Origin of the sequence: Streptacidiphilus monticola, from assembly GCF_042658505.1 — a bacterium.
Lineage (GTDB): Bacteria > Actinomycetota > Actinomycetes > Streptomycetales > Streptomycetaceae > Streptacidiphilus > Streptacidiphilus monticola.
In genome coordinates this window covers 56099-81147 of record NZ_JBHSQJ010000064.1, presented here as the reverse complement: position 1 = coordinate 81147, position 25049 = coordinate 56099, and the positions used below count along the sequence as shown (strand labels likewise).

The window sequence follows — 25049 nt, the reverse complement described above, 5'->3', positions numbered from 1 at the left end:
CCGGCGTATCGCCGTCTGGACGCTCATGCTCCCGCTGCATGTGGCGGGAGAGGTTCCAGTCCTCGCCTATCCGAGGCGCCATTGCTGGTTGCTGCCACCGTTGCAGGTCCAGAGTTCGGCGGGGGCGCCGTTCGCGGTGGAGGCTCCGGTCACGTCCAGGCAGAGGCCCGACGGCGCGCTGGTGATGGTCCCGTTGGAGTTGAAGGTCCACTGCTGGTTGGCCTGGCCGTTGCAGGGCCAGATGATCGCCTTGGTGCCCGGGGTGGTGCCCTGGCCGTTGGCGTCCAGGCAGAGGGTCTGACCGCCCAGCGAAAGAGTGAGCTGACCGGCGGAGGTCCTGGTCCAGGTCTGGTTGGGTTGGCCGTTGCAGTCGTAGATCTGCTGCTGGGTCCCGCCGGTCGTGCTCCCGTTCGGGTCGTCCAGGCACTTGCCCGCGCCCACCGCGTGCAGCGGACCGGTCGAACTGCTGCCACCGGTGCCGCCGTCGAAGGAGTAGCCCGCTGCGGTCAGGTTGGCCTGGACGGCGTTCTCGGTGGCGTCCGATGGGAAGCCGGCGGTCACCGCGCCCTCGAAGAACTCGCCGACGCCGCTGTTGCTGTTGTCGCCGCCGGTGCCCAACAGGATCGAGGAGTCGGTCTTCATGGGTGAGTAGCCGTTGGGCAACGGTCCGGACCATCCGGTCGTCAGCCCGCCGCTGTTCGCGTTGGCGTATTTCAGGGTGAAGTTGGTGGTGCCGTTGTTCTTCTCCATCGCCGTGACGAAGGGGAAGTTCACGCCGGTGTAGTTCGCCTGGTTGGGACCGGTGTTCGAGCTGTACATGCCGTTCTCGAGGTCGGCTTCCACCCATGGGCCGGAGCCCGTGCAGCCGCCGAACCAGCAGGCGGTGCCCCACTCGATCGCGTTCATGGTGGCGTTGCCGGTGTCGGTGTGCGAGTTCTCGCCGCTGCCGTAGTCGAAGCAGCACCACTGGTCGACGTATGTGGACGAGGTGACCATGTAGACGCCTTCGGGCTGGGAGCCGGTCGGCACGCCCTTGGCGTTGTCGACGCGGTAGCCCACCCCCTGCGTGCCCTTGACGCCGTAGGCCTTGTGGCCGCCGATGGTCAGCGGGAGCGCGGTCGCGTTGGCGCCGATGTCGGCGCCGTTGGGGCCCGGGCCGTGCCAGTACCCGCCCCAGGAGATCGGCAGGTCGTTGTGGTTCGCGGTCTGGTCGTAGATCTTGGTGATGGTGCAGCTGGTGCCGGCGCAGAACGCGTCCTGTTGCGCCGCGTTGGCCACTCCTCCGGGGGCGAGCAGCCCGATGTTCTGGTACGCGCCGTCCGACGACCGCTGCACCTGGTAGAGCGGGCCGTTGTAGGACGCGAACAGCGCCCTGGTCGTGCTGTGCGCCGTCTCGCACGGTGTGCCGCCCGCGGCGTAGATGTCACAAGGGCCTTGGGCCGCAGCCGCGTTCGCGGTCGTGGTGGCGGTGACGGGCATCGCGACCGCGGCCGCCATCAGCAAGGCGGCCAGCAGCCGGGTGAACCGCCGGAAGGTTGGTCTCAGGGACACGAAGACCTCCGTCTTCATCAGAGGGTTTGTTCGCGTGGTTCGGGGCTGGCGCGGGCTCCTGCTCAACTTGCCTTCTTCCAGGCCGGTTTGGAGTCAAGAGAGCTGGACCGGCCCGCCTTTGAACGAGCGCCGCGTGCCTGAGCATGCGACGGGCGCGGCGGAGCCGTTCGGGGGCGAACCCGCGGCCGCCCGTCCCGGCGGCCCGCGATCGGTGTGCCAGAGTTTCAGACTCATTCAAAGCCCTGAATGGTTACTGAGAGTGGCGGTTGAGCGCCCGCAGGCGGTTGGTGGGTGGGTGGAAGAGGTACGTCCGCGCCGGGCCGGGTCCAGCCGTCGACTCAGGGCTACCGGACCCTTGCTGCGCCTATGGCTGGCTGTGACCTGTGTGCTCGCCAGTCGAACCGGTTCCGCACTTGGAAACGTCAGCGGATGCTACGGCTCGGAGTCGGCTCGGTCAATGACGTGTTACGGTCAACTCGGCAGGGACGGCTTGCCCGGTGAAACTTTCAATGAGTCGGACTCATGGCTTCACGGTGAGACGGGCCCGGCGAGCGTCTTCTGTGCTCCGCTCCGTGCGGCGAGCGTTCGCCGATCCGGACTGATCCGAACATGCCGATTCACTCGGCCGAACATCTTGACACACCTCCCAGCCCGAAGTTTCCTGTTTTCCAGCGCACTTCGTGCCGACAGGTGCCGGCCCGGTCACGGTGACGACATCGCGGAGCCCATCCGGCTGCGTGGGTGCGTCCAGGTCGGCCGCCCTCGCGGCGAGCGGTGCTCGAGGTCGGCTCGTGCTGCCCAAGAGTCAGACACATTACGGGCAGGTCGGCCAACGAGTTGCGTCCGCGAGCCGCTGCTCGACGTGTCCGAGCGTCGGCCGGCCACGACGTCGTACCTGCTGCCGTGGATCCGTCGCGGCCTGCCGTAAAGAGCGCCTCAACGCACCACCGCAGCCGATGCCCAACCGCGCTGCGGCCCCGCAGCACCAGTGTCCCGTGGTCGGGGCCACCACGCCGACCACGGGATGCGCCTGCCCCCGGAAGGAAGGCAAGACATCGTGTCCATGCTCAGCAGACTTCTGCGGCGCCTGCACGGGGCGACGGCCGTGCTCGCGGGCGCCGCCCTCGCCGCTGGTGCCCTGGTGGCCACCGCCGCACCCGCCCATGCCGCGACGGCCATCACGATCAACGGAGCGTCCGGCGGACGCTCTTTCGACGGCGTGGGCTCCATCAGCGGTGGCGGCGGCAACAGCAGGCTGCTGATCGACTATCCCGAGCCGGAGCGCAGCCAGATCCTCGACTACCTGTTCAAGCCGGGCTACGGCGCCGCAAACCAGATCCTCAAGATCGAAATCGGCGGTGACACCAACTCCACCTCCGGTGCCGAGCCGAGCATCGAGCACACGCGCGGCACGGTCAACTGCAACGTCGGCTACGAGTTCTGGCTCGCGGAGCAGGCCAAGGCGCGCAACCCGAAGATCAAGCTGTACGGCCTGGCCTGGGGTGCCCCGGGCTGGATCGGGAACGGCAACTTCTGGTCCACGGACATGGTCAACTACCTCATTTCCTGGCTCGGTTGCGGCAAGCAGGCCGGATTGGCCATCGACTATCTCGGCGGCTGGAACGAGCGCGGCTACAACATCACCTGGTACGAGCAGCTGCGCTCCGCCCTGAACACCGCCGGCTACGGCAACATCACGATCGTCGGCGCCGACTCGGACTGGAGCATCGCCAACGACATCGACGCCAACCCGTCGTTCGCCGCCTCGGTCGGCATCATCGGCACGCACTACCCGTGCGGCTACCGCTCCTCGCAGGCCAACTGCTCGGTCCCGTCGGCCGCGACCTCGTCCGGCAAGCAACTGTGGGCCAGCGAGAACGGCTCGGACGACTACAACGCGGGGGCGCAGGCGATGGCGCGCGGCATCAACCGCGGCTATATCGACGGAAAGATGACGGCGTACCTCAACTGGCCCATCGACGCCGGTGTCACGCCGAACATCCCCTATCCCACGATGGGCCTGGTGCTCTCGCCGCAGCCATGGTCCGGCTACTACGCGGTCGGCAAGAACGCCTGGGTCGAGGCGCAGACCACCCAGTTCACCGCACCCGGCTGGCACTACCTGGACTCCTCCAGCGGCTACATCGCGGGCAATCGCAACAACGGCAGCTACGTCTCGCTCAAGTCCCCCAACAACAGCGACTACTCCACCGTCATCGAGACGATGGACGCCTCCGCGCCCCAGACGCTGACGATGAACGTCACCGGCGGACTGTCCACCGGCCAGGTCCATGTGTGGGCCACCAACCTGAACTCGACCAACCCGGCCGACTATTTCGTGCACACCGCTGACATCACCCCCTCGGGCGGCAGCTACAGCCTGACCGTGCAGCCCGGCTACGTGTACTCCGTCACCACCACGACAGGCCAGGGCAAGGGCACCGCCACCGGTCCCGCCCAGGGCTCGATGGCCCTGCCCTACAGCGACTCGTTCGACAGCTACGCCGTCGGCGCCGAGGCGAAGTACCTGATGGACTGGCAGGGTGCCTTCGAGGTCGCGAACTGCGGCGGCGGCCGCTCCGGCGCGTGCGTGCGACAGATGAGCGCCCAGGCGCCGATCACCTGGGACACGCTGACCGACCCGCACGCCATGATCGGCGACACGGGCTGGGCCAACTACACCGTCACCTCGGACGTCCTGCTGGAGCAGCCCGGATACGTCGAGCTGATGGGTCGCGCGAACACGCAGTCCTACGGCGGAGCAGGCGGTCTGAACGCCTATCACCTGCGCGTCAGCGACACCGGGGCCTGGTCGATCCTGAGCACGAACACCGGCGGCAACGTCTCGACCCTGGCCACTGGCATGACCACCGCACTGGGCACCGGACACTGGCACACCCTCTCGCTCACCTTCTCCGGCAGCACCATGACCGCGGGCGTGGACGGCAGGACGGTCGGCTCGGCGAACGACTTCAGCTACGGCGCCGGCCAGGCCGGCTACGCCACCAGTCAGGGGGAGACGGCGCAGTTCGACAACCTGAAGATCACTCCCGGCAGCGGCGGCACAGGTGGCGGCAGCACCGGCCTGCTGCACGCGGTGGGGGCGGGCAAGTGCCTGGACGACCCGAGCTCCTCGACCACCGGGGGCACCCAGCTGGAGATCTACGACTGCAACGGTGGCGCGAACCAGACCTGGACCCGTACCGCCTCCGGCCAGCTGACCGTCACCGTGGGCGGCAGTACGTTCTGCCTCGACGCCAACGCCCAGGGCACCAGCCCGGGCACGAAGGCCATCATCTGGCCCTGCAACGGCAACGCGAACCAGCAGTGGAACATCAACGCCGACGGCACCGTCACCGGCGTCCAGTCCGGCCTGTGCCTGGACGTGAACGGCGCCGGAACGACCAACGGCACACCGGTCGAGATCTGGACCTGCAAGGGCGGCAGCAACCAGCAGTGGGCCCTCGGCTGAGCTGTGATCCCGGCCGGGCGGAGAAGTCGGCCCGGCCGGAACGGCACGTGCTGCGCGTCGCGGACGCGGATCGCAGACTCCGATCGCAGACGCGGATCTGCCGGGGGACACGCCCGTCGGGATGCGTGGCCTTACGCGTTCGGGTCCCACTCTGCGAGTTGCTCCATCGGCTCGGTGTCGCCGGTGGTCTCCAAGCCGTCGAACGGGATGCGGTCGTAGAAGTACAGGACCAGTTCGCCGGCCGGCCCTCGCATCGCCATGTCGCCGGGCTCCGCTTCGGCGTCGAGGTCGTCGCAGCGAACGCCGTCGGCGTTGAGGGTCAGGCGCCAGGAGCGGCCCTCGGTCGCGTGCAGGTCGATGGTCGCGGGCTTGAACGGCCAGGGGACGCTCGTCGCCGCGACGGTCGTCAGGAACTCGTCGACGCCCTCGACAGCGACGTCCGTCGGCAGCGGCTGCGCAGTGCCCTGGGTGAGCTGGACGTCGTAGGTGTGGACGGCGATCTCCTGGACCTGGTGCCGGGCCACGGCTCCGCTGGTCTGCGGAGCCTGCGAGTGGCCCCACCAGGTCCAGCAGCCGCGGTCCGGGCCGGCCTCGCGGAGCGCGTCGAGCATGAGCTCGGTGGACTCGGCCAGCCAGGCGTCCAGGGCCTCGCGGTCGCGCGGGGCGGTCGGGGCGCCCTTCGGGTCCGTCCTCGCCGGGGGCTCGGCGCCCGGGCCGGCCGCGACGATGGCGGCCTGGCGGCGGCGGCCGTCGCCGAGATGCTGCGCCAGTTCGCGCAGCGTCCAGTCGGGGCACGTGGGGACCTGGACGTCAAGGTCGGGGGCGGCCGCGATGGCCGCGCGGAACGCGGCCGAGCGGTCTTCGATGAGCCGCAGGACCTCGGGGAACTCCAAGCTTATTTGCACCTCGGCTGTGTATCACGCCGCTCCGCCCGCCGGTAGCGAATTTGTCGGACGAACGCGCCGTGGCCGGGGGAGCGCCTGGACCGACGTCGTCCTGGGACTCCGTCATCCACCTTCCTGCGCAGCGGGCCGACGCGTCGGTGAGAGCTACGAGGTCCCAGCGGCCGGCGAATTCGCGGACGAGATCGGCGTCCACGCCTGCCCGCGGTTCGTCTTCACGTACCTGTGCCGTGGCGCGCCCAGCCCTTGCTGGCTGGGCGCGGATTCCGCTTTCGCGAGTGCGCTTCCGCCTGGAGGGGGCCAGTTGCCTCGACCGGCGGCTCCGGGGCCGGCTCCGAAGTGGCGGAGGCCGGCCCTGGAGTCCGAAGAGCCCGGTCAGCTGCGCAGGCTCCATTGCTGGTTGCCCGCGCCTGAGCAGGCCCACAGCTGGATCTTCGTCGCGTTCGCGGTGCCTGCGCCGACGGCGTCCAGGCACAGGCCCGACTGCACTCCGGTGATCGTGCCGTTGGCGTTGACGTTCCATTGTTGGTTGGCCTGGCCGTTGCAGTCCCAGATCACTGCCGCGGTCCCGTTGCCTGTTCCTTGCCCCGAGGCGTCCAGGCACTTGTTCCCGTAGACCACGAGCTGCTTGCCCGCCGTGTAGGTCCAACGCTGGTTGGTGCCGCCGTTGCAGTCCCACAGCTGGGCCTGGGTGCCGTTGGCGGTGGAGGAGGCGTTGACGTCCACACACCGGCCCGACGCCTGGCCCACGATCTCCTGGTTGCCGCTGGGCGGCGGTGGCGGTGTGCTGCTGGAGCCGAACTGGCTGAAGAACTTCCACACCTCGCCGGATGTCCAGGTGTGCCAGCCGTCGCAGGTGCACCCGTCGATGGGACCGGGGTCGTGGCCTGCCCCGTCGAACGCGGCCCAGACCACCGGATAGCCGGGCTTGCACCCGGAGTAGGCGGTGACGGTATGGGTCAGGCTGCCATAGGCCGGCTCCGGCGGGTTCTGCGCGGTGCAGCCGTTGTTCCTGACGAACTGGTCGCGCAGAGCTCGGCCGGAGGAGATGGGCAGCACGTTGTCCCGCAGGCCGTGGAGTCCCATGTAGGCGATCGGTTGGGTGCCGCCGCTGCATCCGCTGAGGTTCGCGCCCGAGTAGACGGCGACCGCACGGAAGACTGCCGGCCGGGCGCAGGCGAGGGCGTAGCTCATCGCTCCGCCGTAGCTGAAGCCGGCGGAGAAGATCTGGGTCGTGTCGACGCACAGGCCGGCCTCGAGTTGGGCGGTCATGTCGTCGACGAAGGTGACGTCCTGGCCGTTGGTGTTGGCCCAGCCGTTGTTGAGGCCCTGAGGCGCGACGAAGATGGTGCCGTTGTCCGCGGCGTCCGCCAGGCGCCTGAGTCCGTAGTAGGACCAGTTGTATCCGTCAGTGCCGCCGGAGTCGACGTCATTGGCGGTGCCGCCCAGCCAGTGAAACCCGAAGATCAGCCGGTAGGGGTGGTTCTGGTCGTAGTTGGCCGGGACCCTGAGGATGTAGCCGCGGGTCTGGCCGCTGCTGGTGATGGTGTGGGTGCCGCTGGACAGCGACGGTGCCTTGCCGCAGCCGCCGGTGCCCGCAGCGGGTGACACGGGCGCGGCCGTGGCGCTGACGCCGGCGCTCAGCGTCATGCTGATGGCGGCGAGGATGAGGACCATCGCGGCCAGAAGAGGGGTGAGCAAGGATGTGCGTCTCATAAGCTCTTCCTTCTCTGGGGCCAGGGGGTGGGGACGCGTCGGCGACCGTCCGTGCCGTCGAAGCGGTTCGAAAGGCGAGCCCGCACGTCAACGGGAGAAGGGCTTCGTCGTCCCTACTGCCGACGGGGCCTGCGGGCGGGCCCCACGGAAGGCGAGTCCGGTTCGCCCGCGCAGGGGATGAAGCGATGGGTTGTCGTGAACGCGACAGCAAGAGCCTGCATCGGGGTGTACGAGCCGTCAAGCGGCGCAGGGCGGACTGTGGTGCCGATTCGCAGGCGGGTTTCGGGAGGTCGGCGTCTTGGTCATGGCTCGGTCCTGGGCTCGCGAGTGCTTCGAGGAGAGGGCGGGCCAGGTCAGCGGTCAAGCGGCGGCGAGTGGATGCGGTTCCAGCGACGCTTTGCCCCGAGTTCGCAGGCGTCCTCCCGGAGATCCCATGTCCGCTGCGCCTGTTGGAGTCGAGCGAAAATTTCATCCCGAACTCGAACCGGTTCGCCCAGCACTGGGCCTCCGGCTCACTCAGAGCGAGGCACCCGCCCGCGGCTTGAGCGCCAGGAGCGGCCTGCGGCGGGGCCTGGGCTCGGCCGGGCGCGTCGGCCGACGCTGTCGCGGGCTGGAGGAGCCGGGGCACCGACTGGTGGGCCCGAGACGACGATGGCCTGGTCCCGGGCGGACCGCCGACCGTCGACACCCGTGCCGCGCAGCGGGGTACGCATCTGAATCCCGCGTCCGGAATTTCTGATCCGGTCCGGCCCGGACGGCTCCCCGCCTGGAGCGACCTGCCCGCGGCGCTGCCGACCGCGTGCCCGGAAGGGTGTGTCAGCGCAGGGGGAGGCGGTCCACGAGCAGGTCCACTCGCTGCTCGGCGTATTCGCGGGGGAGGCGTCCCGCTCGGGTGAGGGTCGCGATGCCGTGCAGCGAGGCCCAGAACAGCTCGGTGAACACCCCTGGGTGGACGCCGTCGCCGGCGACGTCGCCGAGGGTTTCCAGGAGGGCGGCGAAGGCGTCCTTGAGCGGCTCGGGGGTGTCCTCCCGGGCGTAGGGCAGGCCGCCGTCGAGCTGGAACAGGGCGTCGTAGACGGCCGGGTTGTGCTCGGCGAAGTCGAGATAGGCGCGGGCGAGGGCGGCGACCCGGGCGCGCGGGCCGTCCGCTGCGGCGGTCGCGGCCCGCAGTGCGGCGGCCATCTCGGTGGCGCCTTCGAGGGCGACGGCGCCGATGATCTCGCGCTTGCCGCGGAAGTGGCTGTAGAGGACGGGCTGGCTGTACTCGATGCGCTCGGCGAGGCGCCGGGTGGTGACCGCGTCCCAGCCCTGCTGCTCGGCGAGTTCGCGGGCCGTGGCCACGATGAGCCGTTCGCGGCTCGCGCGTTCGCGCTCCTTGCGTTCCTGTACCGACATGACTCGATCCTAGCATCGCTAGACAATCGAGCGACAGTAGGGCTAGCGTTGTCACATCAGCTAGCGCTGCTAGAAACTCTATGGGAGGGGTCATCATGCTCAGTGCGGTCGAGGTCGTCACCACCGTCGTCGTTGGTGTGATGGTGGGGGTGGAGTTCTCCGTCCTGTTCGTCATCAACCCGATCCTCAAGGCCCTGCCCGGCGACGCCGGCCAGCTCGGCCACGCCCACGGGGGGCGGATGCTGGGCGCGGTGATGCCGTTCTGGTACATCGGCTCGGTGGTCCTGAGCGCGGTCTGGGCCGTCACCGGATGGCACCACCACGGCACCGGCCTGGTCGTGGCGGCCGCCGGGCTGCTGATCCTCAGTGTGGTCATGTCGATCCTGCTGCTGGTGCCGATCAACAACCGGAACAAGACGTGGACGCCCGAGAACCGGCCCGAGGACTGGAAGGAGCAGCTCGACCGCTGGCTCGCCTACCACTACGTCCGCTTCGCCGTCATCATCGCCGCCTTCACCCTGCTGGTCGCGGCGCTCGCCTGACAGCTCGGTCGCCCGAGCGCCAGGCTTGCGATCCGACGATCCGACGCGGTGCGCCCCTTCGTCCAGCCCACCAGACGCGGTTGGACGAAGGGGCGCACCTGGTCAGGCCCAACGGGCGTGGTGGCGCCGCTGCTTGGTGCGGTTTCCGCACAGCCGCATCGAGCACCAGCGGCGGCTGTGGTTGGGTGAGGCGTCCCAGAAGACCCGCCCGCAGCCCGGCTCAGCGCACAGGCGAACGCGGTCCAGGCTGCCGGTGAACGCCAACTGCGCCCAGGCCGCGGCCACCTGGGCCAGTGTCAGCTGTGGTTCCGCCAGCCCGACGGCGGGGCGCAGGAGTTGCGGACCATCCGGGCACAGCCGCAGCGGCAGACCCGCGAAGGCCTCCGTGAGGACCGCGGGCGGTGCGCCCGCCAGGTGGTCCAGCAGGACGGCGCGCAGGGCGGCGGCGGCCGAGGTTCCCGCGTCCCCTCCGGCGAGGAAGGCCAGCAGGAGCTCGGCCGCCGGGCTCGGGGCGGTCACCGGCCCCGGACCTCGATCGCCGCGTAGTCGGAGCCGTTGATGATGTTGCGGACGTACCGGGTCACCCGGGTGCTGCGGAGCACGGAGGTCTTCTGGAACCAGAGCGGGATGATCGGCATCTCCTCCAGCGCCAGGTCCTCCGCCTGCTGGTAGAAGGCCACCCCCTCCTCCTGGGTGGCCGCCTTGTCTCCCCGCGCCACCAGCGCGTCGAAGGCCGGGCTGTCCCAGAACTGCTGGTTCGCCGACCCGCCTCGGCCCAGGATCGGACCGAGGTAGCTCTCCGCCCACGCGTAGTCCGGTGCCCACGCCCGACGGAACGGGCCCTCGTAACCGGCCTCCTTCGCCTGCGCGAAGTACCCGGCGAAGGGCCGGTCCACCCGCAGCTCGCCCTCGATGCCCAGGTGCTCGCGCAACTGCCGGGCCACCACCTCCAGCCAGGGCTCGTGCCCACCGCCGATGTTGGAGTGCAGCACCAGCGTCCCGCCCGGCCAGCCGCCCGCCTCCGCGAGCAGCGCCCGCGCCTTCTCCGGGTCGAAGCGGCAGTATGCTCCCGCGTTCTCCCGGTAGCCGAGGAAGTTGGGGCTGAGGATGGTGGCCGCGGGCAGGTACTGGCCCTCGTAGACCTCGTCGATGACGGCCTGCCGGTCGATGGCGAGCGACAGCGCCTGCCGCACCCGCTTGTCGGCGAACTCCGGCCGGTAGAGCGGGACTCCGAGGTAGCTGAAACTGTTGCTGGCCTGCTCGAAGACCTGGCCCGGGAAGCGGGAGCGTACCTCGGCGTAGTTCTCGGCCGGCAGGTTGTCCATCAGGTCGTGCTCGCCCGCGAGGAATCCCTGGTAACCCGCCTCCAGCGTCGGGTACATCCGGAAGACCACCCGGTCCGTCAGCGCCGTCGGGCCGCCCCAGGCGTCGTGGCGCTCCAGCACCACCTGCTCGCCGCGGTCCCAGGCGGCCAGCCGGTACGGGCCGTTGCCGACCGGGTGGGCGGCGAAGCCCTCCGGGTCGGCGAACGCGGCTTTCGGCAGGGGTGCGAAGGCGGAGTAGCACAGCATGGCCCGGAAGCCGGAGTAGGGCTGGGTCAGGGTGACCTCGAACCGCCGCTCGTCCAGGACCCGCAGGCCGCGCAGCACCGGCTCGCCGTAGCCCTCGATGCGGTGGAAGAAGCCGCCGTTGGGCTGCTCGGCCGCCGGGTCGGCGGCGAGGTTCCAGGCGTCGACGAAGCTCGCGGCGGTGACCGGCTCGCCGTTGTGGAACGTGAAGCCGTCCCGCACGACGACCGTCCACACCCGGTTGTCGGTGCTGGTGGCGGACTCGGCCAGCAGCGGCCGGGGCGCTCCGGTCACCGGGTCGGACTCGAACAGGCCCTTGAACAGCTGCCGGATGATGATCACGGCGTTCTGGTCCTGGCCGGTGGCCGGGGTCAGCCCCGGCGGCTCGTAGTTGTAGACGCGCAGCTCGGTGGGGGTGCTCATGGCGAACTCCAAGGGCGGGTGAGCGGGTTCACGGGTGATCAGGGCACCAGGTAGGGCGCGCCGACGATCCAGCCGCCGGGGCGGGGCCGCTCCAGGTCCAGGTCGACGACCTCGACCCGGTCGCCGACGCGGATCGTTCCGGGCTGGGCCACCCAGCTGTCCAGGGCGAAGCGCCCGTCGTAGCGGCGGTGGATGTCGCGCAGCACGTCGAGGTTCTGCCCGCCCGTGTCCGGGTCGATGGTGGTGACGATGCAGCGGGCCCGCAGCTTGAGCATGCCGACGACGGTGTCGCCGATGCGCAGTGCCCGGCCGGGCCATTCCCGCTCCGCCAGGCCGGGGACGTCGCCGAGCAGGATGTTGGGCCGCAACCGCCGCCCGTCGTGGCCGAGTTCGGCGATCGCGCCGTCGGTGGCGACCAGCAGGTTGAGCACGTCGAAGCGCTCGGGCCCGGCGTAGCGGACCAGCCGCGCGTCCGGGCCGGCGACCTCGCGGACCGCTGCGGCGGCCTTGGGGTCCTGCCAGGGAACGCCGTCGATGAGCACCTGCCCGTCGGGGTCGGTGGTGGCGGACAGGCCCAGCAGCGCGTGCCGGGTCCGGGCGGTCAGCGGACCGTGGACGCCCTGGACGTGGATCTGCCGGTCCGCGGTCACGCCGTCCTCGGTCAGTTCCACCGAAGTCAGCCGCTCCCCGCGCAGGGACTTGACCGGGTAGCGCCACAGTTCCTTGACGTACATTCAGGCCTCCGCGGGGGTCGGGGCGGCGGGCGGCTCGGGCAGCTGCCGCAGTCGGCTCACCGGGGAGACGACCAGGCCGACGATCACCACGGCGGAGCCGATCGCGGCCCACGTCAGGGCGGATTCGGGACCGATCGCGCCGGCCAGCAGTCCGGCGAAGAGGCCGCCGAGGGCGCCGCCGCCGAACAGCACCGTGCGGAAGCAGGCGCTCATCCGGCCCATCATCGACTGCGGGGTGCAGGTCTGACGCAGGCTCACCATGACCACGCTGGCGATGGCCAGGCCCAGGTAGCTGACGAAGAACGACAGGATGAACAGCGCCACCTGCACCGCCCGCGGGCCGCCGGCCCAGGGCAGCAGCAGCGGCCCGGCGAAGACCGCGCCCATGGTGACGGCGTAGACGGGGCCGAGCGGGAAGCGGTCGAGCACCTTGCGCGAGATCGTGGCGCCGACCAGGCCGCCGACCGAGGCCGCCGCGAACACCACACCGATCTGGGCGGCACTCAGCCCCACCACGCGGGTGGCGTAGAGCAGGAACATGGTCCAGACGGTGACCAGGGAGAAGTTGCAGAACGGGGCCACCATCGCGAGCGGACGCAGGATGCGGTCGCCGAAGACGAAGGCGACGCCCTCGCGCAGCTCGGTCCACAGGTGCCGCTTGTCGCCGGTCGCGGGGGCCGGCTTGGGCTCCTCGGTGCGGATCAGCAGCAGCGAGACCACGGACACCAGGTAGGAGAAGGCGTCCACCAGCAACGCGACCGGGGCGGTCAGCCAGCTCACCAGCACGCCGGCCAGGCCCGGCCCGGCGACGTCGGCGGTGGAGGAGCTGATGCCCATCTTGGAGCTGGCCTCGACGTAGTGCTTGGGGTCCTTGACCAGCATGGGCACGTACGACATCCAGCTGACGTCGAACAGCACCGAGGCGATGCCCACCGCGCAGGCGATGACCAGCAGCGGGCCCATCGTCAGCGTGTGCGTCCAGTGCAGCACCGGGACCAGGCCGATCAGCACCATCCTGGTGATGTTGGCGCCGAGCATGATGCTGCGCCGCCGGGCCCGGTCCACCCAGACGCCGAACAGCAGCGCCAGGCCCAGGTAGGGCACCAGTTGCAGGAACCGCAGCAGGCCCACCTGCTCGTCGCTGGCATGGAAGGCCAGGATCGCGGTCAACGGCAGCGCCAGGTTGGTCACCTGAGTGCCCATCAGCGACAGCGACTCGCCCGCCCAGAACTTCAGGAAGTCGGCGTTGTGCCACAGCGACGGCGGCGGCGCGGCCGACTCCTGATCGGCGAGGGATTCGGTGGTGGTCATGCGGTGGCTCCTTGGCGGTCGACGGGATCGAGGGCGTCCGGTCCGGGCAGCAGCACCTGGCGGACCAGTGCGGCCATGGCGACCAGACTCTCCCCGGCCCAGATCGAGTGATGCGTCCCCGGCAGGGTGTGTTCGGTCAGATCGGAGGCGACCTTGTCCCAGCGCATGTACTGCGACGGGGACTCGGCGGACAGGATGTGGGTCACCGGCCCGGCGTAGCTGCCGGAGACCGCGAAGCCGAACAGCGCCTCGATGTGCGCGCGGAACACCGCGTAGCGCTCGCCCAGGACCCAGGCGTCCAGCTCCTCGGGGAGGATGCCGGTGGCTTCCACCGCCTCGAAGGTCTCCTCGGGGTCGCTGTCGTCGGGGCGCCCGGCGAATACGGCGGCGATGCCGGCCGCCTGCTCCTGGTCCAGGGCGGCGATGCCGATGATGTCGTTCATGAAGCGGCGCTGGATCTCGCGCTCCACCGGCAGCGGGGCCACCCAGGGAAGCCCGCTGTCGACCAGCACCACCCGGGCGACCTCGCGTCCCGCCGCGGTCAGCCGCTGCGCCATGTCGAAGGCGATCACTCCGCCCATCGACCACCCCAGCAGCTGGATCGGGCCGTCCGGCTGGTACTCCGTGAGCGTGTCGGCGTACTCGGCGGACAGGGCCGGGAGCGAGCGCACCGGGGTGCGCTCGTCGTCGAAGCCCGGGGCCTCCAGGCCGACTACCGGCTGTCCCGGGCCCAGCAGCCGGGCCAGGCCCGCGTACGAGTACGCGGAGCCGGAGACGGCGTGCACGCAGTACAGGGCGGGACGGCCGTGCCCCTGCTGCAGCGGCACCAGGCGGTTCAGGTCAGCGGGCACCGCCGGCACCTCCCGCGGCCTTGTCGGCCAGCTTGGCGTCCACGGCGGCGGCGATGCCCGCGACCGTGACGGCGTCGTACAGCACCCGGATGCTGATCTTGATCTTGAAGGTCTTGTTGATCCGGCTGACGACCCGCATGGCCTGCAGCGAGTTGCCGCCGATCGCGAAGAACCCGTCCTCGGCGCCGACCCGTTCGCGGTCCAGCACGGTGGCGAACACGTCGGCGACCTGTCGCTCGGTCTCGGTGCGCGGCTCGACGTAGTCGTCCGCTCCCTCGTCCTCGACCGGGTCGGGCAGCGCCTTGCGGTTGATCTTCCAGCCCGAACTCATCGGGAACTCCGCCACCGGCACCCAGGCCGTGGGGACCATGTACTCCGGCAGCGAGGCGCGCAGGTGCTCGCGCAACGCCTCGGGCGCGGGGGCCTCGGCGCCGGGTTCCGCCAGCACGTAGCCGACCAGCCGGTTCTCGCCCTGGCGGTCCGGGCGCATCAGCACCACCGCCCGCGCGACCTGCTCGTGCGCCTGCAACGCGGCCTCGATCTCGCCCAGTTCGATGCGCAGGCCGCGCAGCTTGACCTGGTTGTCGATCCGCCCGAGGAACTCCAGCTGCCCGTCCGCGTTCCAGCGCACCAGGTCCCCGCTGCGGTACACGGTCCGCTCCAGGTCGAAGGGGTCTGCCACGAACTTCTCGGCGCTGAGCTCGGGTTGGTTCAGGTAGCCGCGGGCCAGGCCGCCGGGCTCGCCGCCGATCAGCAGCTCGCCGCCGACGCCCTTGGGCACCAGGTTGCCGTGCCGGTCCACCACGTGCACCTGCCGGTTGACCTCGGGCCGGCCGATCGGCGGCGAGGTGCGCCAGGTGAGGTGGTCCACCTTGTACTCGGTGCAGGCGATGGCCGCCTCGGTGGGGCCGTAGAGGTTGACGAAGGTGCGTCCGGGCAGGTTCCAGCGGTTGACCAGGTCCGGCGGCAGCACCTCCGCGCCGCCCATGATGTACCGCAGGTCCGGGTAGGGCTCCGGCTCCAGCACCGACAGCATCGCCGGCGGCAGTCCGGCGTAGCTGGCCCGCTGCTCGCGGATGAGCGCGGTGAGCGCCTCCGGGGACTGCGCGTCCTCCGGCGCGACCGCCACGACGGTGGCCCCGGCGGCGAACGCGGTCCAGATCTCGCCCTGCGACATGTCGAAGTTGAGCGCGGGCAGTTGCAGCAGCCGGTCCGCCGGGCCGAAGTCGAAGGTGCGCCGGTAGGCCTCGCAGAAGAAGGAGACCGAGCGGTGCTCGATCATCACGCCCTTGGGCTGACCGGTCGATCCCGAGGTGTAGAGGATGTAGGCCAGGGACTCGCGGGTCGCCCACTCCTCCAGCGGCTCCTCGGTCGACGCGGCCTCGATCGCGCTCCAGTCGGTGTCGATCAGCACGGTCGCCCAGCCGGAGGACTGCGGCAGCGTGCCGGCCAGCGGCGAGCGGGTGATCACCACGGGCGCGCCGGTGTCGCGGATCATGAAGTCCAGCCGGGCCGCCGGCGCCTTCGGGTCGAGCATCGCGAAGGCGGCGCCGGACTTGAGGATGCCGAGCAGCGTGACGTAGGCGTCCAGGTCGCGGTCGAGTACGGCCGCGACGATCTGACCCGCCGTCACCCCGAGCCCGCGCAGGTGGCGGGCGAGCAGGTCGGCCCGGCGGTCCAGCTCGGCGTAGCTGAGCTCGACGCCCCGGCAGACCACGGCGACGGCGTCCGGCTGCTGCCGGGCCTTCTCCGCGAACTGGACGTGCAGCGGCTCCTGCGGGTAGGGCACCACCTCGCCGGTGCCGATCGCGGCCAGCTCCTCCCGCTCCGCCTCGGTGAGCAGCGGCAGTTGGGACAGCCGCAGCCCGGGGTCGTCGGCCACGGCGGCGAGCACGGTTTCGACGTGGCCCAGCATGGCCTCGATCCGCCAGGCGTCGAAGAGGTCCGCGCTGTACTCCACCGAGGCCTTGATCCGGTCACCGGACTCGATGAAGTTGAGCGAGATGTCGAAGCGGGCCCCGACCGAGGGCAGCAGCACGTACTCGCTGGTGACACCGGGGAAGAACAGGTTGTCCCCGGAGGTCGCCCCGCCCAGCACCTGCACGGCGACCTGGAACAGCGGGTTGCGTCCGGGTTCGCGCAGCGGCTGCACCCGGTCCACGATCTGCTGGAACGGCACCTCCTGGTGCTCGTAGAGCTCCAGGTTCGCGTCCGCGGTGCGCTCCAGCAGCTCGGCGAAGGTGGGGTCTCCCGACAGGTCGGAGCGGAGCACCACCATGTTGATGAAGAGGCCGACGACGTCCTCGAGTTCGGGATCGGGGCGGCCGAGCATCGGCACGCCCAGGGGGATGTCGTCCTGCCCGGTGTAGCGGCTGAGCACGGCGTTGAACGCCGCCGTCAGCACCATGAACAGGGAGACGCCGTGCTCCTGCGCCAGCGCGTGGAGCCGGGCCGGCAGCCCCTCGGGCAGGGGGCGGATCACGGAGGCGCCGCGGTGGGCGGCGACCTGCGGCCGGGGACGGTCGGTGGGCAGTTCGAGCACCGGAAGCCCGTCCAACTTCTGCTGCCAGAAGGACAGTTCCTCCTCCAGCTCCTCCGCGTCCAGGCGCTCGCGCTGGCTCGCGGCGAAGCCGGCGTAGCCCGGGTCGTCCGACGCGAAGACCGGCTCGCGGCCCTCCAGCAGCGCGGCGTAGGCGGCGGTGATCTCAGCGTTGAGCACGGCGGAGGACCAGCCGTCGGTCACCACGTGGTGGAAGCCCTGGACCAGCACGTGGTCCTGCGCGTCGAGTTCCAGCAGCCGGAACCGGTACAGCGGCCCGGCGGACAGGTCGAAGGGGAGCTCGCTCTGGCGGGCGATCTCCGCGTCCACCTCCTGCTCGCGGGCCTCGGGCGCCAGCGCCGTCAGGTCGACGACCGTCAGCTCGACGTCCTCGGGCGCCGGGGCGATGCGCTGGAAGGGGGTGCCGTCGTCGTCGTGCAGGGTGGCCCGCAGGCCGTCGTGCCGCTGCACGGCCAGGGTCAGGCTGCGGCGCAGCAGGTCGGTGCGGAGCGGGCCCCGCAGCCGCCAGGCGAGCAGGATGTTGTAGGTCGTCCCGCCGGGGGCGAGCTGGTCCAGGAACCACAGCTGCTCCTGTCCGAAGGACAGCGGCGCCGTGATGTCGGTGGGCGTCATATCCATGGCGGTCATGCGGCGGCGCTCCCCATCGGTGCGGCTTCCAGGACCCGGCCGATGCGGCTCAGGCCCTCGCGGAGGATCTGCGGTTCACGGGCGAAGGCCAGCCGCACTCCGCGGACCGACCCCAGGGTCTCGGCGGGCATGATCAGCACGCCGGTGTCGAGCACCTGCCGGGCGAAGGAGAGCGAGGACCCTCCCGTGGTCAGGTGCAGCCAGGCGAAGGGCGTCCCCTCCGGGGGCACCAGCCGCAGCGCCTGCGGGTAGCGGGCGGCCCACTCGGTGAGGATGTGCAGGCCCTCGTCGGTCAGCCGGTGGTACTGGCGTGCCCACTCCTGCCACCGCTGGAGCACGTCCACGGCCAGCGACTCGGTGAGCACCGAGTTGGAGATGGACGTCAGGTGCTTGAACTCGGCGCAGGCGGAGACGACGTCGGGCGGCCCGTACATCCAGCCCACCCGCAGTCCGGGGAAGCCGTACATCTTCGACAGGCTGGACACCGACACGAAGCGGTCGCCGCGTAGCGCCGGCGAGGCGGCCAGGTCGAGCACGTACTCCTCGTCCAGCACGATGTAGGCGTCGCACCGCTCGGCCACCGCGCACAGCGCCTCGAACTCGCGGTGCCGGATCCGGCGGCCGGTCGGGTTGCTCGGCGTGTTGAGCGTGATCAGCCGCAACTCCGGTCCGGCCGCGGCCTCCAGGGCCTCCAGGTCGATGCTGAAGTCCTCGGTGAGGTCCAGCACCCGTACGTCGCAGCCCATCCGGCGGGGCACGTCCCAGGCCTGCTGCCAGCCGGGCCGGAAGGCCACCACCCGGTCGCCCGGCCGCAGCAGCGTGCTGTAGAGAAGGAACAGCGCCTCCTGTGCGCCGTGGGTCACGACGACGCGGTCGGCGGAGCCCAGGTAGCGGTCGGCGACCAGTTCGACCAGGTCGGGACTGCCCCGGTCCACGCCGTAGTTGAGCTCCAGGTCGACGGGGACGTGCAGTTGGCTCATGCTGCCGCACTGGACGTGGCTGTCGCCCAGGTCGATGTCGAACCGGCCCAGGGAGTCCTCGAACACCCAGCGCCGCATCGGGTAGCCCGCATCGTCGGCTGCCTGCTCGGTGGCTGCCTGCTCGGTGGCTGGCTCGATCACTCGGGTCATGCGGACACCTCGCTGCCGGATCGGTCCGCCGTCGCGCTGATGCCCAGCCGGTGGCGGAAAAGAGGGGAGAAGCCGCCGGCGGAGACCTGCTCCACCGCGCCGGTCAGCGACAGCGCGCCGTCCGGGGCGACCGTCAACTCCAGTTCGCCGCCGGGCATCCGCACCGTCACGCGGTCCTCGACCAGGCCCAGGGCGTGCGCGGCGGCCACGGCCGCGGCGGCGCTGGCGCCGGAGGCCAGGGTGTAGCCCGCGCCGCGCTCCCAGATCTCGATGCGCAGCGTGCGGCCGTCGACCACCCGGACGAACTGCACGTTCGTGCGGGCCGGGATGCGCGGGTGCCCGGCGATCGACTCGCCGAGCTGGTGGGCGAGTTCGCGGGTCGGCTCGGCGGTGGGGAAGACCACGGTGTGCGGGTTGCCGTTGTGCAGCGAGGTCACGGTCAGGGTGCGGCCGCCGACCTCCAGCGGGTAGCCGACGGCCGGCCCCTCATGCCCGGTGAGGCCGATCACCGCGGGGTCGAAGGAGGGCCGGCCCAGTCCGATCTGGACCGTGCCGGACGCCAGGTCCGCCGCCAGCTCGCGGATGCGCACGGGCGAGTCGCCGGCGAGCGTGCGCACCGCGAACTCGCCGCCGCTGTCCTGCCCTTGGGGCAGCAGCTCGGCGGGCAGCAGTCCGCCCTCGGCCAGGTGCAGCGCGAAAAGCCGGATGCCGTTGGCACTCTTCTCGCAGGCGCTGCCGTCCGAGTTGAAGATCGTCAGCTCGATCGGGCGGCCGGCCTCGACCGGCGCCATCGGACCGAACAGCACGCCGTCGGCGCCCACGCCGAAGTGCCGGTCGCACAGCAGGCGGGCGGTCTCGCCACTGGGGGTCAGGCCCAGCGCCCGCGGATCGACCACCAGGTAGTCGTTGCCCAGGGCGTGGTACTTGGTGAACTCCGGGGCGGCGCCCCGGTTTTGGTCAGCCACGTCGCGTCCAATCGTCAGCGCCCGCGCCCGGCCCCGGCGGACCGGGGCCGNGCCGGGCGCGGGCGGGGCGTCACATCTGGCCCTGGGCGGAGCCGCTGGCCAGGGCGGCGGCGTCGTGCTCGTCGCCGTACCACTTCTCCTTCCAGCGGGAGAAGGCCACGATCAGGATGTCGCGGTGGCCGGGCTTGCCGTCCTTGGGCAGCACGTCGGTCACGTCGTGGGCGATGGCGCGGTCGTCCAGGACAACGGCCTGCCCGGGCTCCACCGTGCCGACCCAGAAGGGCTCCTCGGCGCCCTCGTTCCACAGCCGGGTGACGCCGCCCTCGACGGTGTCGCGGACGAAGACGGAGATCATCACGAACTCGTGCCCGTCGTGGTGCACGCCCTCCGGAGTGAGCTGGCCGGGCTTCTCCGGCGTGGCCACCGTCCGGTTCTGGTGGACGTTGATCTGCCAGTCCTCGCTGTCGTCCAGGCCGAGTGCCTCGATGCCGGCCCGGATGATGCCGGTGAAGTCCACCTCCAGCGGCTCGTAGGTGCGGCGGATGCCGCCGGCCACCGGGTTGAAGTGGGTGAAGGTGGTGTAGTCGCGGTGCGGCAGCAGCTCGAACTGCCAGCCCTCGCCCTCGACGTGGGAGAGCCGGTACTGGTCGAACCGCTTGTACCGGGTCAGGTTGCCCATGTAGGGGTCGTGCGGGAGTCGGTCGTAGCTCTCGATGATCTCGGCCGGGACGGGCGGGAGGTCGATGAGGGCGAAGTGCTGGTCGTTCAGCGGCATGGGTCACACCTTCCGGTCGGTGTCGGAGCTGTTCTTGGCGCGCGCCTGCTCCAGGCGCTCGTCCAGGTGGCGCGCGGAGGAGTTCAGCCGCCACAGGGTTCCCCGGGCGATGCCGTGGCGCATGTGGTCGGACGTGGCCGACGGCAGCACGATGTTGTGGAACCAGCCGGCCGCGTGCACCGAGTCGATGGTCACGTGGAGCCGGTGGTAGGTGATGCCGACATCGGGCAGGCCCAGCCGCTCCCAGGCCCGGATCACGTTGGTGAACCGGTCCGGCACCAGCCACTCGGTCATCCCGAGGAAGCCGACTGCCTCCGGGTAGAGCGAGCGGTAGCGGCACAGCAGCAGCGCGAGGTTGCCGGCGAGCAGGTCGCTGGCGGTCATCGCCGACTCCATCTCGTCGGCGGTGATGTCGAAGACCTCATAGATCTTGTTGAAGAGGTGGGTGTGCACCTCCTCGGCCTTGCCGTTGCCCATCTCGTCCCAGAAGTTGGAGGCGATCTCCAGCTTGGACGGGCCGTCGGTGCCGATCTGCATCATCGCCAGCAGGTCGTCGAAGCGGCCGTCGACCAGGGACTCCTGGATGACGTAGGTCCGCAGGTCGTCCGCCTGGGCGTGCTGATTGATGAACTCGGTGTAGTACGGGTGCTTGAAGACCCGGTGGCTGCGGGCCAGCCCCTTGATCCAGGACAGGAAGGCCTTGCCCTCCTTCGGCGCGGCCTCGACCGTGCCCGGCTCGATGAACCGGTTCTCCGCGGCCAGGGTCGCGTCCTCCAGCAGTCGGGTGACCTCGTGGAGCACCACGGAGCCCTCCGCGTTACGCCCGTGCGGAATTGTGGTGACCATTCCGTAGATCCGGGCGAGCAGCAACTGCTGATAGTAGAAGGCGGTTCGGTCGCCGGCCGCCGCCCGGTCATTGATCAGCTCCACGGAGGCGATCAGCCGCGCCCTTTCCCCGGAGAGTTTCCGATCCACCTCGGCGGCGGGAACCGAGAACCAGGAGGAAATCTCGTCGACGAATTCCAGGTAGGACTCGGGGTCTGCCAGAACCGTTTGTTCCATTACAGACATTTCTTCTTGCTCCTCTGCTGCGCTGCGGTCAGCTGGACGTGGCGGCACGGTCGGGCAGCCGGCTCAGCTGCACTTGACCCCGTCCCAGGTCATGCTGAACGGGCAGGCAGCGGGCCGGACGGCACCGACGGCGGGGCCGTGGGCCGGGGCCGTCCCGGCCCAGGCCGGGGTGGCGGTGAGAACGGCCAGTGACAGCGGCAGCGCCAGGCCGACGGCCGCGGCGATCCTGCGGAGCGAATACACGACTCCCCCTCGTTCCTTCCGTAATTCCCGGCATCGGGTGGATGCGGGATGAATGGTTCGGGAAGGGGATTGTGGTTCACCCCCGTTCCCCCCGGGCTCGCTTGCAGAGCCCAGAGTTGTCGACCTGTTATCCGAACGGAAGGGGTGCGGGCTGTCCTACTTCTGCCTGTCCGGTTGCGGACACCGGTTTACATTTCGCCGCCGAGCTGGGCCTCCGCGGCCGGAAGGAAGAGCTCCACCGCGCAGCGCACGAGCTCGAGTCCGGTGTCGCACTCCGCCAGCACGCCGCGCAGCAGCGTCGCGGCGTAGCCCTCGGCCGCCTCGACCCCGTCGGCTACCACGAAGAGGATCAGGTCGACCCAGCGTCCGGACCCGCTCTCGGAGGGCTGGGCGAACACATGGACCAGACGCGACTGCTGCCCCGCGGCGCGCCGAAGCGCCCGACTCACCGCGTCCGCGGTCTCCTGCGAGGCACCTGTGGTCCCCGCACGACCCATCGCGAGTCTGGATCCGACGAAATACATGGTCCAACCCTGACAACACGTCAAACCGGTTGCCAGCGAAACGAGCTGGCCGGTTGTTGCCTGGCCAGCACCGGACGAGCATCATGGCCTTGTCAAAACGAACGTTCTGGGGGGAACCGCATGCTCGAGGCCTTTGGCGTGGATCCGATCTCCGAGGCCGTCTACCTGGCCATGCTGCAACGACCGGACGCCGCAGTCGACGAACTCACCGGTCATCTGGGGCTGGAGGAGCCCGAAATCCGCAAGGCCTTGGACGAGCTGGCCCGGCTCGCGCTGCTGCGCCCCTCCTGGGAGGACCCACAGGCGCTGCGCCCGGTCATCCCCGAGCTGGGCCTGGAGGCCCTGCTCACCCGGCAGCAGGCCGAACTGCTGGAACGCCAGCACCAGATCGAGCGCGGGCGCGCCGCGCTGGCGGTGGTCGTCGCCGAGACAGCGCGCAGCCGTCCCTCCGGCTCGGCGGACGTGGAGGAGCTGACCGGCATCGACGAGATCCGGCAGCGTCTCGAACAGCTCACCACCCAGACCCGGTTCGAGGTGCTGGCCTTCGTGCCCGGGGGAGCGCAGTCCGAGGACGCGCGCAGCTCCAGCCGCCCGCTGGACCGCGAACTCCTGGGCCGTGGCGTGAAGATGAGGACGGTCTACCTCGACTCGGTGCGCAACGACCCGGCCACCCGCGACTACGCGCGCTGGCTCGCCAAGCTGGGCGGCCAGGTTCGCACGACGGGGACGCTGCCGCTGCGGATGATCGTGGTGGACCGGGAGACCGCGGTGGTGCCGCTCAATCCGGAGTCGCCGTCCGACGGCGCCGCCGTGCTGCATGGCAGCGGCGCGGTGGCCGCGATGTGCGCGCTGTTCGAGCAGATCTGGGCCGATGCGCACCCGCTGGGCGCGGTCCGGCCACGGGACGAGCTGGGCCTGTCCGGGCAGGAGCGGGCGCTGCTGCGGATGCTGGCGAACGGGGAGACGGACGAGGCCGCGGCGCGCAGGCTCGGAGTCTCGGACCGGACGGTGCGCCGCCTGATCGCTGATCTGCTGGGCAAGCTGGAGGCACGCAGCCGCTTCCAGGCCGGTGCGCGCGCCATGGAGCGCGGCTGGCTGGGCGCCTCGGTCGACCAGCCCACCGGGGTCTGCTGACGGCCCCGGTCTCCCGTTTCGCGTCCCACTCTCGGGGTGCGCCTGCTCGGCGGCCGGATGTGGCGGACGGACCGACATCGGGCCACCCGGGTGGGCGTCCGGTATCCGCGGTGCTGTCGTCGGGAGCCACGGTCCCGTAGGGCGCGCGCCCCGGCCGGCGGTTGCCGGTCCGGGGCGTGCGGCTTTGTGCGGGGCGTGGCCGGGGTTCTTGGCTGGTGGGGGTTCTGTCCTGGTGCGCGGTGGTCGGCGGCGCCCGCAGGGGGTGCCTTGACCACCGCGCACCACGGTCAGTGGTCTACGGCCTGGTAGAGCGTGGTCCAGAAGTCGTGCATCAGTTGGACGGGGGTGGGGACTGAGGCGCCGACCTGGGTGAGCAGGATGCCGGTGAGCTGGTGCTCGGGGTCGGCGTAGGTGGAGGTGCCGCTGCCGCCGTCCCAGCCGAACTGGCCGATCGGCGCGTAGTCGCCGCGCTGGGTGCGCACGGCCATGCCGAAGCCCCATCCGCCGTGCTGCCCCTGGCCGAAGGAGATGTGGACGTTGTCGCGGGCCATGGCGTTGCGGGCGGCGTTCTGCTCGGGGGTCAGGCGGTTGGTGGTCATCAGCTCGACGGCGGGCCGGGACAGGATCCGCTCGCCCTGGTGGACGCCGCCGTTCAGCAGCATCCGGAAGTAGGCGTGGTAGTCGTCCGCGGTGGAGACCAGTCCGCCACCGCCGCCCGCGAACGCGGGCGGCCGGCTCCAGCGGCCCTCCTTGGCTTCGTCCCAGACGGTGAACTCGCCCGTCTGCGGGTCGGGTGCGTACAGGGTGGGGAGGCGGTCGATGTCCTTTTCTGGCACGTGGAAGCCGGTGTCCTTCATCCCCAGCGGCTCGAAGAGGCGTTCGCGCAGGAAGCTTTCGAAGGACTGGCCGGTGACCCGGGCGACGAGGACGCCGAGCAGATCGCTGCTGATGTGGTACTGCCAGCGCTCTCCGGGCTGGTGCATCAGCGGCAGTGCGCCCAGGCGGCGCATCCACTCGTCCGGCTCGGGCATCGGCACCGGCAGGTTGGGGGTCAGGCCCTGCTCGAAGACGGCGCCCATGATCGGGGTGCCGAGCGAGGTCAGATCCATGCCGAGACCGAAGGTCGAGGTGAGTACGTCCCGCACGGTGATCGGCCGCAGGGCCGGGACGGTGTCGTCGAGCGGGCTGTCGATCCGCTTGAGGACCTGCCGGTTGGCCAGTTCCGGCAGCCAAGGCTCGACCGGGTCGTCCAGTCGCAGCCGGCATTCGTCGAGAAGGATCATCGCCGCAGCCACGGTGACCGGCTTGGAGGTGGAGGCCATGCGGAAGATCGTGTCGCGGCGCATCGGCTCGCCGCCGTCGTGGTGCAGCGTGCCGAGGGCTTCCACGTGCACCTCCTCGCCGCGGGAGACCAGGGCGACCAGTCCGGGGATCTTGCCGGACTCGACGTGCCGGGTCAGCACGTCGCGCACCTTGCGCAGGCCCGCCTCGGTAAAGCCGCCGTTGCCTCGTCCCATCGTCAATCCCCTTGCGTGTGTGGTCGGTTGGTGTAGGC

Annotated in this window: 20 protein-coding genes; 3 read left to right on the top strand and 17 right to left on the bottom strand. The window is 70.6% G+C overall.

The window, feature by feature from the left end; translation table 11 throughout:
• Positions 1-66 precede the first annotated feature (66 nt).
• Positions 67-1569 (bottom strand): arabinofuranosidase catalytic domain-containing protein, encoded by a 1503-nt coding sequence (locus ACFP3V_RS15920; protein ID WP_380583813.1) that lies wholly within the window; start codon positions 1567-1569, stop codon positions 67-69.
• A gap of 1039 nt (positions 1570-2608) precedes the next feature.
• Here ACFP3V_RS15920 and ACFP3V_RS15915 point away from each other — a divergent pair.
• Positions 2609-5023 (top strand): RICIN domain-containing protein, encoded by a 2415-nt coding sequence (locus ACFP3V_RS15915; protein ID WP_380583812.1) that lies wholly within the window; start codon positions 2609-2611, stop codon positions 5021-5023.
• 131 nt (positions 5024-5154) lie between these two features.
• Here the strand turns inward: ACFP3V_RS15915 and ACFP3V_RS15910 are convergent, their stop codons facing one another.
• From ACFP3V_RS15910 to ACFP3V_RS15900, 3 genes are all read right to left on the bottom strand, one after another.
• Positions 5155-5928: a maleylpyruvate isomerase N-terminal domain-containing protein gene (locus ACFP3V_RS15910; RefSeq protein WP_380583811.1), complete on the bottom strand. Its 774-nt coding sequence runs from the start codon at positions 5926-5928 to the stop codon at positions 5155-5157.
• Between the two features lie 372 nt (positions 5929-6300).
• The gene (locus tag ACFP3V_RS15905; RefSeq protein ID WP_380583810.1) at positions 6301-7641 is read right to left on the bottom strand and encodes an RICIN domain-containing protein; all 1341 of its coding nucleotides are present in this window, start codon (positions 7639-7641) and stop codon (positions 6301-6303) included.
• Between the two features lie 816 nt (positions 7642-8457).
• Positions 8458-9036, bottom strand: coding sequence for a TetR/AcrR family transcriptional regulator (locus ACFP3V_RS15900; protein WP_380583809.1), 579 nt, complete (start codon positions 9034-9036; stop codon positions 8458-8460).
• Between the two features lie 95 nt (positions 9037-9131).
• On the opposite strand from ACFP3V_RS15900, the gene ACFP3V_RS15895 reads away from it, so the two are divergent.
• Entirely contained in the window at positions 9132-9578 is a 447-nt protein-coding gene (locus tag ACFP3V_RS15895) for an anthrone oxygenase family protein (protein WP_380583808.1), read from the top strand.
• Positions 9579-9680: 102 nt separating this feature from the next.
• Here the strand turns inward: ACFP3V_RS15895 and ACFP3V_RS15890 are convergent, their stop codons facing one another.
• The 12 genes from ACFP3V_RS15890 to ACFP3V_RS15835 form a co-directional block, all read right to left on the bottom strand.
• Positions 9681-10097 carry a CGNR zinc finger domain-containing protein gene (locus ACFP3V_RS15890; protein ID WP_380583806.1) on the bottom strand — a complete coding sequence of 139 codons (417 nt, stop codon included), beginning with the start codon at positions 10095-10097 and terminating at the stop codon, positions 9681-9683.
• Complete coding sequence (locus ACFP3V_RS15885; RefSeq protein WP_380583805.1) at positions 10094-11569, bottom strand: peptide ABC transporter substrate-binding protein; 1476 nt, start codon at positions 11567-11569, stop codon at positions 10094-10096. Before ACFP3V_RS15885 ends, ACFP3V_RS15890 begins: the two co-directional genes overlap by 4 nt.
• Before the next feature lie 38 nt (positions 11570-11607).
• The gene (locus ACFP3V_RS15880; protein WP_380583804.1) at positions 11608-12303 is read right to left on the bottom strand and encodes an MOSC domain-containing protein; all 696 of its coding nucleotides are present in this window, start codon (positions 12301-12303) and stop codon (positions 11608-11610) included.
• Positions 12304-13614: an MFS transporter gene (locus ACFP3V_RS15875; RefSeq protein WP_380583803.1), complete on the bottom strand. Its 1311-nt coding sequence runs from the start codon at positions 13612-13614 to the stop codon at positions 12304-12306.
• Positions 13611-14465 carry a thioesterase domain-containing protein gene (locus ACFP3V_RS15870; RefSeq protein ID WP_380583802.1) on the bottom strand — a complete coding sequence of 285 codons (855 nt, stop codon included), beginning with the start codon at positions 14463-14465 and terminating at the stop codon, positions 13611-13613. The genes ACFP3V_RS15875 and ACFP3V_RS15870 overlap by 4 nt, the downstream gene beginning before the upstream one ends.
• Entirely contained in the window at positions 14455-17652 is a 3198-nt protein-coding gene (locus ACFP3V_RS15865; protein WP_380583801.1) for a non-ribosomal peptide synthetase, read from the bottom strand. The genes ACFP3V_RS15870 and ACFP3V_RS15865 overlap by 11 nt, the downstream gene beginning before the upstream one ends.
• Entirely contained in the window at positions 17649-18782 is a 1134-nt protein-coding gene (locus tag ACFP3V_RS15860) for an aminotransferase class I/II-fold pyridoxal phosphate-dependent enzyme (protein ID WP_380583800.1), read from the bottom strand. The genes ACFP3V_RS15865 and ACFP3V_RS15860 overlap by 4 nt, the downstream gene beginning before the upstream one ends.
• Entirely contained in the window at positions 18779-19747 is a 969-nt protein-coding gene (gene dapF, locus ACFP3V_RS15855) for a diaminopimelate epimerase (protein WP_380583799.1), read from the bottom strand. Before dapF ends, ACFP3V_RS15860 begins: the two co-directional genes overlap by 4 nt.
• Positions 19748-19817: 70 nt before the next feature.
• Positions 19818-20522 carry a 2OG-Fe dioxygenase family protein gene (locus tag ACFP3V_RS15850; protein WP_380583797.1) on the bottom strand — a complete coding sequence of 235 codons (705 nt, stop codon included), beginning with the start codon at positions 20520-20522 and terminating at the stop codon, positions 19818-19820.
• Positions 20523-20525: 3 nt separating this feature from the next.
• Positions 20526-21584, bottom strand: a complete 1059-nt coding sequence (locus ACFP3V_RS15845; protein WP_380583795.1) for an iron-containing redox enzyme family protein — start codon at positions 21582-21584, stop codon at positions 20526-20528.
• A gap of 72 nt (positions 21585-21656) precedes the next feature.
• Positions 21657-21836 carry a hypothetical protein gene (locus tag ACFP3V_RS15840; RefSeq protein WP_380583793.1) on the bottom strand — a complete coding sequence of 60 codons (180 nt, stop codon included), beginning with the start codon at positions 21834-21836 and terminating at the stop codon, positions 21657-21659.
• Between the two features lie 188 nt (positions 21837-22024).
• Positions 22025-22285: a hypothetical protein gene (locus ACFP3V_RS15835; protein WP_380583792.1), complete on the bottom strand. Its 261-nt coding sequence runs from the start codon at positions 22283-22285 to the stop codon at positions 22025-22027.
• Between the two features lie 195 nt (positions 22286-22480).
• Here ACFP3V_RS15835 and ACFP3V_RS15830 point away from each other — a divergent pair, with 195 nt between their 5' ends.
• The gene (locus tag ACFP3V_RS15830) at positions 22481-23494 is read left to right on the top strand and encodes a LuxR C-terminal-related transcriptional regulator (protein ID WP_380583790.1); all 1014 of its coding nucleotides are present in this window, start codon (positions 22481-22483) and stop codon (positions 23492-23494) included.
• Between the two features lie 287 nt (positions 23495-23781).
• Here the strand turns inward: ACFP3V_RS15830 and ACFP3V_RS15825 are convergent, their stop codons facing one another.
• Complete coding sequence (locus tag ACFP3V_RS15825; RefSeq protein WP_380583788.1) at positions 23782-25011, bottom strand: serine hydrolase domain-containing protein; 1230 nt, start codon at positions 25009-25011, stop codon at positions 23782-23784.
• Positions 25012-25049: the final 38 nt, after the last annotated feature.

What these genes read in the sequence shown, in the direction of transcription:
- ACFP3V_RS15920 (WP_380583813.1), bottom strand. Translation starts at nt 1,569, where the DNA reads ATGAAGACGGAGGTCTTCGTGTCCCTGAGACCAACCTTCCGGCGGTTC.
- ACFP3V_RS15905 (WP_380583810.1), bottom strand. Translation starts at nt 7,641, where the DNA reads ATGAGACGCACATCCTTGCTCACCCCTCTTCTGGCCGCGATGGTCCTC.
- ACFP3V_RS15900 (WP_380583809.1), bottom strand. Translation starts at nt 9,036, where the DNA reads ATGTCGGTACAGGAACGCAAGGAGCGCGAACGCGCGAGCCGCGAACGG.
- ACFP3V_RS15895 (WP_380583808.1), top strand. Translation starts at nt 9,132, where the DNA reads ATGCTCAGTGCGGTCGAGGTCGTCACCACCGTCGTCGTTGGTGTGATG.
- ACFP3V_RS15885 (WP_380583805.1), bottom strand. Translation starts at nt 11,569, where the DNA reads ATGAGCACCCCCACCGAGCTGCGCGTCTACAACTACGAGCCGCCGGGG.
- ACFP3V_RS15880 (WP_380583804.1), bottom strand. Translation starts at nt 12,303, where the DNA reads ATGTACGTCAAGGAACTGTGGCGCTACCCGGTCAAGTCCCTGCGCGGG.
- ACFP3V_RS15875 (WP_380583803.1), bottom strand. Translation starts at nt 13,614, where the DNA reads ATGACCACCACCGAATCCCTCGCCGATCAGGAGTCGGCCGCGCCGCCG.
- ACFP3V_RS15865 (WP_380583801.1), bottom strand. Translation starts at nt 17,652, where the DNA reads ATGACCGCCATGGATATGACGCCCACCGACATCACGGCGCCGCTGTCC.
- ACFP3V_RS15860 (WP_380583800.1), bottom strand. Translation starts at nt 18,782, where the DNA reads ATGACCCGAGTGATCGAGCCAGCCACCGAGCAGGCAGCCACCGAGCAG.
- ACFP3V_RS15850 (WP_380583797.1), bottom strand. Translation starts at nt 20,522, where the DNA reads ATGCCGCTGAACGACCAGCACTTCGCCCTCATCGACCTCCCGCCCGTC.
- ACFP3V_RS15845 (WP_380583795.1), bottom strand. Translation starts at nt 21,584, where the DNA reads ATGGAACAAACGGTTCTGGCAGACCCCGAGTCCTACCTGGAATTCGTC.
- ACFP3V_RS15830 (WP_380583790.1), top strand. Translation starts at nt 22,481, where the DNA reads ATGCTCGAGGCCTTTGGCGTGGATCCGATCTCCGAGGCCGTCTACCTG.
- ACFP3V_RS15825 (WP_380583788.1), bottom strand. Translation starts at nt 25,011, where the DNA reads ATGGGACGAGGCAACGGCGGCTTTACCGAGGCGGGCCTGCGCAAGGTG.